Consider the following 11116-nt stretch of genomic DNA (forward strand, 5'->3'; position numbering starts at 1 on the left):
TCGGCCTGGACCTCGGCCGCGGCCGGGTCGCCGGTGAGCGCCTCGTGCGCGGTGGTCGAGGCCACCCGAAGTCCGTCGGCGTGCGCCAGCCGGGTCTCCTCCGTGAGGAGCTCGGCGTCCTCACCGGGCTGGGGCGCGGCGGCGGCGATCTCCTCCACACCGAACCGCAGGAGGTCGGCCTCCTGGGCACGCTCGCGGGCCCGCTCCACCAGCTCGTCCAGCTCGGCGGAGACCTCGCGGTGGCGTCGGTAGGCGGCGGTGTAACGCTTCATCGCCCTGGCCAGGTCGTCCCCGGCGAACCGGTCCAGCGACGAGCGCTGACGGTCCGAGCGGAGCAGGCGCTGCTGGTCGGACTGCCCGTGCACGGCCACCAGGTCGTCGGCCAGGTAGGCGAGCAGACTGACCGGCGCCGAACGGCCGCCCATGGTGGCCCGTGACCTTCCCTCGGCCGACACCGCGCGAGTGAGGATCAGGACGTCGTCGTCGATGTCGCCCCCGGCCTCCAGCACCCGGTCGGCCACTCGACCGCCCCGGGGCACGGTCAACCGTCCCTCGACCACGGCTCGGTCGGCCCCCGGACGTACCCGCTGGGGGTCGGCGCGTCCACCGAAGAGCAGTCCCAGCCCGGTGACGACCATGGTCTTGCCCGCGCCGGTCTCACCGGTGACGACGGTCAGACCCGGTGACAGTTCCAACACGGCGTCGTCGATGACACCGAGGCCTTGGATTCGGACTTCTTCGAGCACCGATCCCTCTCCTGATAGTTGACGCCCTTTGCTTGCGACGGCGCTGGATCAGCGTCCGTGTGCGGCCCGCCCCCGCCATCCCGAGACCGGGAGGCCGAACTTGGCCACCAGCCGGTCGGTGAACGGCGCTCGGTGCAGCCGGGCCAACCGGACCGGCGTATCGGCACGGGTGATCTCGATTCGTGCTCCCACGGGCAATTCGACCATACGCCGTCCATCGCACCAGAGCACGCCCGGTGTGGTCTCCGGCAGCACCTCCAGCGCCACCGTCGCCTCGGGCCCGACCACCAGGGGGCGGGCGAACAGGGCGTGCGCGCTGATCGGCACGACCAGCAGCGCCTCCACGTCCGGCCACACGACCGGGCCTCCGGCGGAGAAGGCGTGGGCGGTGGAACCCGTGGGGGTCGCGCACACCACACCGTCACAGCCCCAGCTGGACAGGGGGCGCCCGTCCACCTCCAGGACCATCTCCAGCATGCGGCGCGAGTCGGCCTTCTCCAGGGTCGCCTCGTTGAGCGCCCAGGAACGCACGGGCGGAGCGCCGTCGCCCCGGCCACCGTTGAAGACGGCCACGTCGAGGGTCATGCGTTCCTCGACCACGTAGTCGTGGTTGACGACGCTGTTCACCGTGGCGCCCAGGTCCTCGCGTTCGGCCTCCGCCAGGAAGCCGACGTGTCCGAGGTTGACCCCCAGGAGCGGCGCACCGGCCGGTCGGGCGAGCTCGGCGGCCCGCAACAGGGTTCCGTCCCCGCCGAGCACCATGACCAGTTCGACGCCCTCGGCGGCACCCGCCGCCTCGACCGGTTCGACCGGGGACAGGACACAGCCGGAGGCCGCCAGTTCCTCGACCTCGCTCTTGAGCATGCGGACGGTCAGACCCTCCGCGCTCAGGCGCGCGTGGACCAACTGGGCACTGCGTACGGCCGCGGGCCGGCCGGTGTGGGCCAGCAGGAGAACGCTGCGTCCGCTGGTCATCGCCGTCCCCTTACGTTCGCTCCCCGGTGGGAAGTCTGGTGCTGACCGGGTGCTCGACCGCACCCGGCCGGGTCACGTTACCGGACTCCTGCGACAGGAGGCCACGCCCTCAGGACGGCCCCTCCTGGATCGCGCGCTCCAACGCGGCCGGGTCCAGAGGGGGCTCACCAGCGCGCATCCACAGGAAGTACTCGACGTTGCCCGAGGGGCCCGGCAGCGGGCTGGCGGTCACGCCGACCACACCCAACCCCAGAGTGAGGGCGTGCGCGGCCACGTCGGACACGGCCTCGGCACGCAGTTCGGGTTCCCGGACCACACCGCCCGCGCCCACGCGATCCCTGCCCACCTCGAACTGGGGCTTGACCATCATCGAGAAGTCGGCGTCGGGCGCCACGGACTCGCGCAGGGCGCCCAGGACCAGCTTGAGGGAGATGAACGACAGGTCGCCGACCACCAGGTCGGGACGGGGCTCGCCGACCATCTCGGGGGTGAGTTCACGGACGTTGACCCGCTCCATGACCCGCACCCTGTCGTCACTGCGCAGCGACCAGGCCAACTGTCCGTATCCGACGTCGACCGCCGTGACGTGCGCCACTCCGCGCCGCAGCATGACGTCGGTGAAACCACCGGTGGAGGCCCCGGCGTCCAGGGCCCGCCGCCCCTTCACGTCCAGTTCGAAGGCGTCCAGCGCCCCGATGAGCTTGTGCGCGCCACGGGAGACGTAGGCCGGCTCCTCGGAGGGTGTGCGCACCACGACGGGCTGGTCGGTGCCGATCTGGGTCGCGGCCTTGGACGCCACCATGCCGGAGACCAGGACGCACCCGTCCTCGATCAACTCGGCCGCGTGTCCCCGTGAGCGTGCGTGGCCTCGGCGGACCAGTTCCGCGTCGAGCCGACTACGTTTTGCCATGGTCACCTAGGGTACCGGCCGTTCCGGCCACTATCGGGGACCCCGGGCGTTCTGTCCCAGCGCACCCAGAACACCCGACAGCTCCTGCTGGAGCGTGTCGAAGACCGCCACGTGCTCGTGGGTGGGCAGCGCGTCCAGCGCGGCCAACCGCTCCTTGGTCGCGCCGAGTGTCTGTTCCGCCAACGCCTCGGCCTGCTCGCTCGGGTCCATCGCTCCCCGTCCCTTCGACCACCCGCGCGGGCGCCGGTGGTCCGGCGCCCGGAACGGACTCTACTTCTTGGCGCCCTTGCCCTTGGTGGCGCGCTTGGGGGTCGCACGCGGCCGGGCCGCCTTGGGCTTGCTCCGGGGCTGGTTCGCGGCGGCGCCGTCCTGGGCCGTGTCGCCCTCCTTCGAGCCGTCGCCGTCCTCCACGACCGCTGCCTCCGGAGCCTCGGCCCCGCTCTTCGCGGGCGCGTCGTCCTTGTCAGCCGGAGGCTCCTCGCCCTTCCTCGGAGCGCCGTGGGACTCCTCGTCCACGACGGGCTCCGGCTTCTCCTGGACGGCTGCGGGCGCCCTCTCCTCGGGTGCGGGCAGCTCCGAAGAGGCACCGCCGCGGGGTTCCAGCACCCGTTCCACCGCGTGGCGCGCCGCCATCCGTCGCTCCAGCTCGGCCACCCGGCGAACCATCCGCTCGTACTCCCCGCGCGGCACCATGTCCATCTGCTCCAGCGCGCTACGGACCTCGGACCGCACCAGGTCGGCGACGGCCGCCCGGTTGGCCTGGCTGGTCTCGATCAGCTCGCCCGCCAGGGTCTGGATGCTCTGCCCCACCCTGGGCGGCGCCTCGCCGTCCGGGACCGCGACGGGGGTCGCCCCGTTGGCGCGCAGCAGGGTCTTGGCGGCGGCCACGGCCTGCTTGCGCGAGAGTTCGGTGAGGCCATTGGCGGCGTCCAGATAGGTGCGTACCGCGTCGACGACCATGATGACTTGCTCCTTGAAGGGACCGCAGGAGGAAAGGGAAGGAGGGCGCGGGGAGGGAGGGGCCTCGTGCTCCGGGGGGGTTCGACGCCAACGCTACCGGGACCGGGACCCGTGTGACACGCAAACGAGGGAGCTTCCCAGGGTGGAACCACCCGAAGGCGTCGCGCCGGTAGGGCATCATGACCCCATGAGCAGCATCGACGCGTGCCTCGAAGGCATCGCCCGGGCGAACGAGCGCATCCTCGCCAAGCCCCTGGACCGCCGCCGCGAACACATCCGCGAACGCACGGTGCGCGTGATCGTCCCCGACCTCGGGACGGCCTTCGACATGCGGTTGACCACGGACGGGCTCACCGACGTCACCCCCCACCCCCTGGACGCTCCCGCGGGTACCCCGCAGGTACGGGTGACCGTGTCCAGCGATGACCTCGTGGCCCTCGCCGAGGACCGTCTGGACCCGGCGAAGGCCCTGTTCACCCGGCGCCTCAAGGTGGACGCCAGTTTCAGCGACATGCTCCGCCTGCGACGCGCGCTCTGAACGAAGGCCGTCGACGGGTACCTTGCTGGGATGCCTCGCCAACCACTCGTCCTGGCCCCCTTCCGCGGTCTGCGCTACGCGGCCCCCGACGTCGAACGCTTCATCGACGGTGTCTTCGACATCGCACGGCTGCTGGCCCCGCCCTACGACATCCCCGACGCGGACGAGGCACGCGAACTCCAACGGTCCGACCCCCACAACGCGGCGAGGGTCACACTGCCCTTCGAACTCTCCCGGCAGGCACCCGAGGTGTCCGCGCGCTACCAGACCGCCGCCGACCTCCTGCGCAGCTGGATCGCCGACGGGGTCCTGGCTCAGGACGAGGAACCGGCGCTCTACGTCTACGAGCAGGTCACCGCCGACGGCCAGACCCAACGGGGACTGGTGGGGGCTCTGGGGCTGCCGGACGAGGGCTTCGACCCCGCCGTGCGCCCGCACGAGGACGTGGCCGATCCCCCGGTGCGCGACCGCTTCCGCCTGATGGAGGTGGCCCGCGCCAACCTCGAACCCATCTTCCTGATGTACCGGGGCGCCGACGGCGCGGCATCAGCGGTCACGGAGAACACCGGGGACCAACAGCGGCCCCTGGTGTCCACGCGGACCCGCGACGGTTCCGAACACCGCTTGTGGGCCGTCACCGACCCGCGGATCCAACAGGAGATCGCGGACGACCTGGCCGGACGCTCCGCGCTGATCGCGGACGGACACCACCGCTACGCGGCCTACCGCCAGCTGCGCCAGGAGAACGCCGACCCGGGCTGGAACCACGGTCTGGCCCTGCTCGTGGACAGCGACGCCCACCCGCCCCGGCTCGGCGCCATCCACCGTGTGCTGCCCGGCCTGGACACCGCCGAGGCCCTGGCCGCCGCCCGAACCGTGGCCCGGGTGGAGCCGGTCACCGAAGCAGACCCCGCGCTCCTGGAGGACGCGCAGGCCCCGGCCCTGCTCCTGGTGTCAGCTGAGGGCGAGGCCCACCTCGTGAGCGGATTCGACGAGGCCGTGCTCCAACGGGCCATGCCCGACCGCTCCCCCGACTGGCGCCACCTGGCCACGGCCGCCCTGCACGAGGTGCTCCTGCCCCTGTGGCACTTCCCCGAGGAACACGTGCGGATGGTCCATGACGACCCGGCCGAGGCCGAGGCCGCTGCCCGCGACGAGAAGGGCACTGCGGTGATCGTGCCCCCGCTGCACGTGGAGCAGGTCTACGCCGTCGCCGACCGGGGCGAACTCACCCCCCGCAAGTCCACGTCCTTCGGCCCCAAACCCCGCACGGGGCTCGTCATGCGAGTCCTGGACTAGCCAGGCCCCGCATACGGGCCTTCGTCATGGCGGTTGGGGCAAGGCCCCCTACCCCGGCCCATCCCCGCGTGCGCGGGGCCTACTGGAGGCCTTCCTTGATGCTTTTGAAGAACCTCCGGCCCATCCCCGCGTGCGCGAGGCCTACCGGCCACACGTGCGAGGCGGGATCCTCTCCGACGGTCCATCCCCGCATGCGCGGGGCCTACGTGGGTGTCGCCCGCAAGAACGGCAAGAGCGCCGGTCCATCCCCGCGTGCGCGGGGCCTACATGTTCGCTCGCCTCCGCGCCGCTTGGACCGCCGGTCCATCCCCGCGTGCGCGGGGCCTACGCTTCGCGACCTGCGGGAACGCGAGCCGTTATCTCCGCTTGATAATCGCATCGGCAGGCGTTCCGGGGGTCGCATCATGGCAGAGAGGGCCCGAGAGCGAAACTGACTGGCCTCGCGGGCGTTCCCGCTGGGAAAATGGCCCGAAGTGTCCACCAGCACCGGAGCGCCCTCGTGTCCACTCCCCCTTACCTCTCGGACGGGCCGCGCACGGCGGCCTCACTCACCCTGCACCTGGCGCACCTGGGGGTGCGCCCTGGTGACACACTCCTGGTCCACACCTCACTGCGCTCCCTCGGGTGGGTGTGCGGGGCCGACCAGGCCGTGGTCCAGGCGCTGCTGGACGCGGTGGGGCCCGCTGGGAACCTCGTGGTTCCCACCCAGACCATGGGCAACACCGACCCCTCCCGCTGGGTCAACCCGCCCGTGCCGCGGGCGTGGTGGGAGACGATCCGCGCCGAAGCGCCCGCCTTCGATCCCGCGATCACCCCCAGCACCTACATGGGACGCGTTCCCGAACGGGTCCGCACGTGGCCGGGCGCGGTACGCAGCTCCCACCCGCAGACCTCCTTCGCCGCGTTGGGCCCGGGAGCGGCGCATCTCATGCACCCCCACCCGCTCGAATCGGCGCTCGGTGAGGGCTCTCCCCTGGCGCGGATGGAACGGGTCGGGGCGCGAGTCCTGTTGTTGGGCACCGGCTACGACTCCTGCACCGCATTCCACCTGGCCGAGTACCGGATGGCCGATCCGCCCACCGAATCCTCCTCGTGTGCCATCCGTGACGACGAGGGCCAACGGAAGTGGGTCACCTACACCGGTGTGGTCCTGGACGAGGGCGACTTCCCCGAACTCGGCGCCGAGTTCGAGGCCACCGGCGCGGTGACGGTCGGACGTGTGGGTTCGGCGACCGCCCGACTGTTCTCGCTGGAGGACGCGGTCACCTTCGCCACCGGCTGGCTCACCGAGCACCGACCGGCTGCGACGGAACCCACATCCGAGGGCTGGCGGCCGTGAGCCCACGGCGGCCTAGCCTGGGGGTGACCTCTCCCGCCACACGGAATCGGACCCCACACCATGTCCTTGCAGGCCGCTGACCGCCCGCTCAACGAGCTCCACGACGCGATGCTCCTCGATCTGGACGGTGTGGTCTACATCGGTCCCAAAGCCGTGCCCGCGGCACCCGAGGCCGTGGGCAAGGCCCGGGCCGCGGGGGCCCGGGTCGCCTTCGTGACCAACAACGCCGGACGCACCCCCGCTCGTATCGCGGAGCACCTGACCCAGCTGGGCGTGCCCGCCGCCCCTGAGGACGTGGTGACCTCCGCGGAGGCCGCAGCGCGCCTGATCGCCGCCCGGTACCCGGAGGGTTCGGAGGTGCTCGTGGTCGGGGACACCGGGCTGCGCCAGGCCGTCCGCAGGATGGGGCTGCGGCCCGTCACGGTCTCTTCGGACTCGGTGGTGGCCGTGGTCCAGGGCTACTCACGGACGATGGCTCGCGACCTCCTCGACCAGGGCACGCTCGCTGTCTCGCGCGGCGCGTTCTACGTGGCCAGCAACTCCGACGCCACCGCTCCCACGGAGTGGGGGGTCACCCCCGCGAACGGTTCCTTCGTCCGGGTGATCGCGCACGCCACCGGGGTCGAGCCAGTGATCGCCGGCAAGCCGATGCGCCCCCTGCACGAGGAGGGCATGATGCGCACCGGCGCGAGCAACCCCCTGATCGTGGGCGACCGGCTGGACACCGACATCGAGGGAGCCACCGTGCACGGCGCCGCCGGGCTCCTGGTCCTGTCCGGTGTGGCCACCCCGCAGGACGTGCTGGCCGCCCCCGCCCACCAGCGCCCCCGCTACCTGTCGTGGGACGTGTCCGGGATGAACGAGCCCCACCCGGGCCCGGTGCGCCGTGTCGAAGGGGACACCGCGCGCACCGAGTGCGGAGGATGGACCGTCACATCGATGGAGGGAACGGTTCGCCTGTCCGGGGAGGGCGACCGGTTGGACGGCCTGCGCGCACTGTGCACGGCGGTCTGGGCCGACGAGACGGTCGACCCCTCAGGGTCTTCGGCCGCCGAGGCCCTGGCCGTCCTGGGCTGGTGACCGGATCACCGACCCGCCTCGCGTACCCGCGAGGCGGTGTCCGCCTCCACCTCCAGCACGCTGTGGATCCCGTTCCAACCCCGCCAGGTCCGGCGGCGTAGCTCACCGGTCACCCGGACCACGTCGCCGACCCGCCAGCCCTCCACCCTCGCGCACAGGTGCGGATCGAAGGAGACGAGGGTCATCGAGTCGGCCCGAGCCCGCTTTCGTCCGGGTACTTCGGGGCGGGCCACGCAGATCCGCCAGGTGACCAGGCGGTCCCCGCTGGGCAGTTCGCGTTCGGAAGGGGCGGCGGTGACGCGGCCGACCACGAGGACCTCGTTGCGGTGTCCTTCGGCCCGGTCCGGACGTTCCGGGGCTGTGACGTCGGAGACGGCCAGGTCTGGGGACAGGGGCGGCGGTTCGGTTCCGTTCGGGCTCCCCGAAGCGGAGGTCGTTCCCGACGGCTCGGGCATGACCGGCCCGGGAGCAGTCCTCGTGGAGTGGCCGGGTGGGATGGTGGCGTGGGTGGACTTCGACGACACGGGTGCGGGGGTGGATTCGAGCACGAGGGCCTTTCTGGGAGTGTCCTGGTGCGCGCGCTGGTTCCAGGATCACCCGGGTGGGTGGTGGAGGGAAAGGCCCTTTCGGAGGCTGTGGACAACGGTGCGACCCCGCCGTCAGCTGCCATGACATCCTTGTCCTAGAGTCGGTTCGGTCCGCGGCGGACCGAAGGACGCTTGAGGAAGAGGGGTGCCCGCCGTGCACGACGACGTGGACGTCAGCGGTCTGCCCGAGGGGATCACTCCGCTCGGTGACGAGATCTACGCGATCGACACGATGCTCGCCGGTTATCCCGGGGTCGTGTCCGCCTACCTCATCCGCACCGAGCGGCCCTGCATCATCGAGGTCGGCACCGCCGGTTCGGCCCCGGTCCTGCGCGACGCCGTCATCCGGCTCGGGCTGGCCCCGGAGGACCTCGCCACCATCGTGGTCACGCACATCCACCTGGACCACGCGGGCGGCACCGGGGACATGGCGGCCCTGTTCCCCAACGCGGAGATCGTCGTGCACGAGCGCGGTGCCCGGCACCTGGCCGACCCCAGCCGTCTGATGGCCAGCGCGAAGATGGTGTGGGGCGACCGGCTGGAGTCCCTGTTCGGGCACATGCGTCCCACCGAGGCCGCCCGTATCCGGTCCGTGGCCGAGACCGGGGAGATCGACCTGGGCGCGGGCCGCAGGCTCGTGTCGCACTACGCCCCCGGCCACGCCAAGCACCACATGGGGCTGGTCGACACCGGGACCGGCGACCTGTACGTCGGCGACGCCCTCGGGGTGTACAACCCCCTCACCGGGGACCTGCGCCCGGCCACCCCGCCCCCGGACTTCGACATGGACGCCTGCCTGCGCACCCTGCGCCTGTTCGGTGACATCGGTGCACAGCGGCTCATGTTCTCCCATTTCGGCGCACACGACGCCGTCAACGAGACCATCGACCGCGCCGAGAGCGAACTGCGCCTGTGGGTGGAGACCGTACGGGACTCCCGGGAGACCGGCGGGGACCTCGACCACGCCATCGCGATGGTGCGCGACAAGGTCATCAGCCGGTACAAGCCCCTTCCTCCGGAGGCCTCGAGCGGGACCAAGGCCGTCCTGGACACGCTCAGCGGCCCGGAGGCCAACGTGAGCGGCATCGTGCACTGGCTGGACCGGCTCGCCCAGGAGCAGGCCGAGGCGAAGCGGAAGTCGGAGGAGGAGCGGGCCTGAGCCCTCCTCCGTGAGGGACCGGGCGGGGTGGGAGCACGCCGCAAATTCCCGTGCGTGCTCGGACCCGCCCGGCATACCCTCCCCGGATGACCCCTCAGATTCGTGACGGTGGTCCCTCCGACACCGTTCAGGCCTACTCGCTCATCCGCGCTTCCCTCCCCTGCCTGATCCTCACCGAACAACACATGCGATGGCGGCTCGCCCACCCGATGCCCGGAACGCAGGACACCCGCCTGGTCGCGGTGGTGGGCGACACCGTGGTCGGACACCTTCTGAGTCGGCTGCGAACCCACGAGGACGGGACACGCACGGGCCGTAGCTACCTCGGAGCCCTGGCCGAGAGTCATCGAACCGCGGAACTCGCAGAACAGCTCCTGGCCGCCTCGGAGGCCAGCCTCATCGAGAAGGGGGCGAACATCCTGCGCGCGAACAGCGCACAGGAGGGCGTCCAGACCGGAGGCGGCTGCTTTCACCAGGCGGCCCGGAAACGCGGATACGAGGTGGAGGAGGAGCACCACGTCCTCGGCCTGGATCTGAGTGGGCTGCCGAACCGGCCCGAGACGCCGGAGGGTTTCGAGCTGCGCCGGATGAGCGACTTCGACGACCCACGACCGCTCTACGAGCTCGACAAGGCATGTGACGAGGACGAACCAGGTGAGTCGGACGAGTTCGCCCCCTACGAGTTCTGGCTCAACTCGATCTGGGAGAACCCGCTGATCGACCTCGACATCAGCCTGGTGATGACGCACGAGGGAGTCCCGGTCTCCTTCTCCGCCTACATGTCCGACCAGGACACCCGTGTGGGATCGGCGATGACCGGCACCCAGCGCGAGTACCGGGGGCGCGGGCTGGCGAAGTGCGCCAAGATCTCCGCCCTGCACCGGGCCCGGGGGAGGGGGCTCAGGCACGCCTACACGGAGAACCACGTCAGCAACCAGCCGATGCTCGCCATCAACGACCGGCTCGGGTACGAGGCGGTGGGCGTGGAGAGGTTCCATGTCCGGCGCGTGAGTGCCTGAGGTCGGACTCGGGCATGCGGCGGTCGGGTGTGGCTGGCCGGTGGCGGTGCGCTGCCGCGGAGGTGTCTAGCGGGCGCCGGGCAGCGCGAGAACCCGCAGGAGGTACGCGTACAGACCGTCCGCCCAGGACAGTTCGTGTTCCGGGGGAAGCCGGTCGAAGGCACGAACCTCGACGGTCTCGAACTCGCCGCTCAGCGGTTCCAGTGCGCTCACCTGGGCGTGCGTGACCACGGTCGTGTGCCCGCCGGACAACACGTAGTACCCGAGGGGCCGGACGTCTCCGAGGGTCGCCCCAGCCTCCTCGAACGCCTCCCGCCGGGCGGTGCCGTAGAGGTCCTCGCCGCTCTCGTGATGGCCTCCGGGAAACTCCCAGGCCCGCCGTCGGTGGCGGACCATGAGAGGGCGCTCCCCCAGATAGGTCAGGCACACCACCGAGTCGTACCGCTGGGGGACCGCCCCCAGGTACACGACGGCGCCGCCGAGTGGCTCCCGGCCACTCGACGG

13 protein-coding genes and 1 CRISPR repeat array are annotated in these 11116 nt (G+C 71.5%); of the genes, 6 read left to right on the top strand and 7 right to left on the bottom strand.

Annotation, left to right across the window (positions count from 1 at the left end; genetic code table 11):
* The 5 genes from D452_RS0122890 to D452_RS0122910 all read right to left on the bottom strand — a co-directional run.
* The coding region (locus D452_RS0122890; RefSeq protein WP_017546472.1) for an AAA family ATPase at positions 1 to 746 on the bottom strand (746 nt) is incomplete at its 3' end.
* Between the two features lie 48 nt (positions 747 to 794).
* Positions 795 to 1721 carry an NAD kinase gene (locus tag D452_RS0122895; RefSeq protein WP_017546473.1) on the bottom strand — a complete coding sequence of 309 codons (927 nt, stop codon included), beginning with the start codon at positions 1719 to 1721 and terminating at the stop codon, positions 795 to 797.
* A gap of 109 nt (positions 1722 to 1830) precedes the next feature.
* Entirely contained in the window at positions 1831 to 2631 is an 801-nt protein-coding gene (locus D452_RS0122900; protein ID WP_026129598.1) for a TlyA family RNA methyltransferase, read from the bottom strand.
* Positions 2632 to 2661: 30 nt separating this feature from the next.
* Positions 2662 to 2841 (bottom strand): hypothetical protein, encoded by a 180-nt coding sequence (locus D452_RS0122905; protein WP_017546475.1) that lies wholly within the window; start codon positions 2839 to 2841, stop codon positions 2662 to 2664.
* 60 nt (positions 2842 to 2901) lie between these two features.
* The gene (locus tag D452_RS0122910) at positions 2902 to 3591 is read right to left on the bottom strand and encodes a hypothetical protein (RefSeq protein WP_020379989.1); all 690 of its coding nucleotides are present in this window, start codon (positions 3589 to 3591) and stop codon (positions 2902 to 2904) included.
* Positions 3592 to 3778: 187 nt separating this feature from the next.
* Here D452_RS0122910 and D452_RS0122915 point away from each other — a divergent pair, with 187 nt between their 5' ends.
* From D452_RS0122915 to D452_RS0122930, 4 genes are all read left to right on the top strand, one after another.
* Positions 3779 to 4129: an SCP2 sterol-binding domain-containing protein gene (locus D452_RS0122915; RefSeq protein ID WP_017546476.1), complete on the top strand. Its 351-nt coding sequence runs from the start codon at positions 3779 to 3781 to the stop codon at positions 4127 to 4129.
* Between the two features lie 30 nt (positions 4130 to 4159).
* Positions 4160 to 5428 carry a DUF1015 family protein gene (locus D452_RS0122920; RefSeq protein ID WP_017546477.1) on the top strand — a complete coding sequence of 423 codons (1269 nt, stop codon included), beginning with the start codon at positions 4160 to 4162 and terminating at the stop codon, positions 5426 to 5428.
* A gap of 51 nt (positions 5429 to 5479) precedes the next feature.
* A CRISPR array of direct repeats spans positions 5480 to 5756; the repeat unit is 32 nt; unit sequence CGCCGGTCCATCCCCGCGTGCGCGGGGCCTAC.
* A 171-nt stretch (positions 5757 to 5927) separates the two neighbouring features.
* A complete protein-coding gene (locus tag D452_RS0122925; RefSeq protein ID WP_017546478.1) occupies positions 5928 to 6767 on the top strand; it encodes an aminoglycoside N(3)-acetyltransferase in 840 nt (279 codons plus the stop codon).
* A gap of 60 nt (positions 6768 to 6827) precedes the next feature.
* Positions 6828 to 7847, top strand: coding sequence for an HAD-IIA family hydrolase (locus D452_RS0122930; RefSeq protein WP_017546479.1), 1020 nt, complete (start codon positions 6828 to 6830; stop codon positions 7845 to 7847).
* Positions 7848 to 7852: 5 nt separating this feature from the next.
* Here the strand turns inward: D452_RS0122930 and D452_RS0122935 are convergent, their stop codons facing one another.
* Entirely contained in the window at positions 7853 to 8395 is a 543-nt protein-coding gene (locus D452_RS0122935; protein ID WP_338042030.1) for a single-stranded DNA-binding protein, read from the bottom strand.
* A 193-nt stretch (positions 8396 to 8588) separates the two neighbouring features.
* Here D452_RS0122935 and D452_RS0122940 point away from each other — a divergent pair, with 193 nt between their 5' ends.
* Entirely contained in the window at positions 8589 to 9593 is a 1005-nt protein-coding gene (locus D452_RS0122940) for an MBL fold metallo-hydrolase (RefSeq protein ID WP_026129599.1), read from the top strand.
* An 86-nt stretch (positions 9594 to 9679) separates the two neighbouring features.
* A complete protein-coding gene (locus tag D452_RS0122945; RefSeq protein WP_017546482.1) occupies positions 9680 to 10612 on the top strand; it encodes a GNAT family N-acetyltransferase in 933 nt (310 codons plus the stop codon).
* A gap of 66 nt (positions 10613 to 10678) precedes the next feature.
* On the opposite strand, the gene D452_RS0122950 is transcribed toward D452_RS0122945, so the two are convergent.
* Entirely contained in the window at positions 10679 to 11080 is a 402-nt protein-coding gene (locus D452_RS0122950; RefSeq protein ID WP_017546483.1) for an NUDIX domain-containing protein, read from the bottom strand.
* Positions 11081 to 11116: the final 36 nt, after the last annotated feature.

The sequence above is a fragment of the Nocardiopsis prasina DSM 43845 genome, assembly GCF_000341265.1.
GTDB classification, from domain to species: domain Bacteria; phylum Actinomycetota; class Actinomycetes; order Streptosporangiales; family Streptosporangiaceae; genus Nocardiopsis; species Nocardiopsis prasina.

Coding starts and splice junctions, on each gene's coding strand:
- D452_RS0122895 (WP_017546473.1), bottom strand. CDS start 1,721: ATGACCAGCGGACGCAGCGTTCTCCTGCTGGCCCACACCGGCCGGCCC.
- D452_RS0122900 (WP_026129598.1), bottom strand. CDS start 2,631: ATGGCAAAACGTAGTCGGCTCGACGCGGAACTGGTCCGCCGAGGCCAC.
- D452_RS0122905 (WP_017546475.1), bottom strand. CDS start 2,841: ATGGACCCGAGCGAGCAGGCCGAGGCGTTGGCGGAACAGACACTCGGC.
- D452_RS0122910 (WP_020379989.1), bottom strand. CDS start 3,591: ATGGTCGTCGACGCGGTACGCACCTATCTGGACGCCGCCAATGGCCTC.
- D452_RS0122915 (WP_017546476.1), top strand. CDS start 3,779: ATGAGCAGCATCGACGCGTGCCTCGAAGGCATCGCCCGGGCGAACGAG.
- D452_RS0122920 (WP_017546477.1), top strand. CDS start 4,160: ATGCCTCGCCAACCACTCGTCCTGGCCCCCTTCCGCGGTCTGCGCTAC.
- D452_RS0122930 (WP_017546479.1), top strand. CDS start 6,828: ATGTCCTTGCAGGCCGCTGACCGCCCGCTCAACGAGCTCCACGACGCG.
- D452_RS0122945 (WP_017546482.1), top strand. CDS start 9,680: ATGACCCCTCAGATTCGTGACGGTGGTCCCTCCGACACCGTTCAGGCC.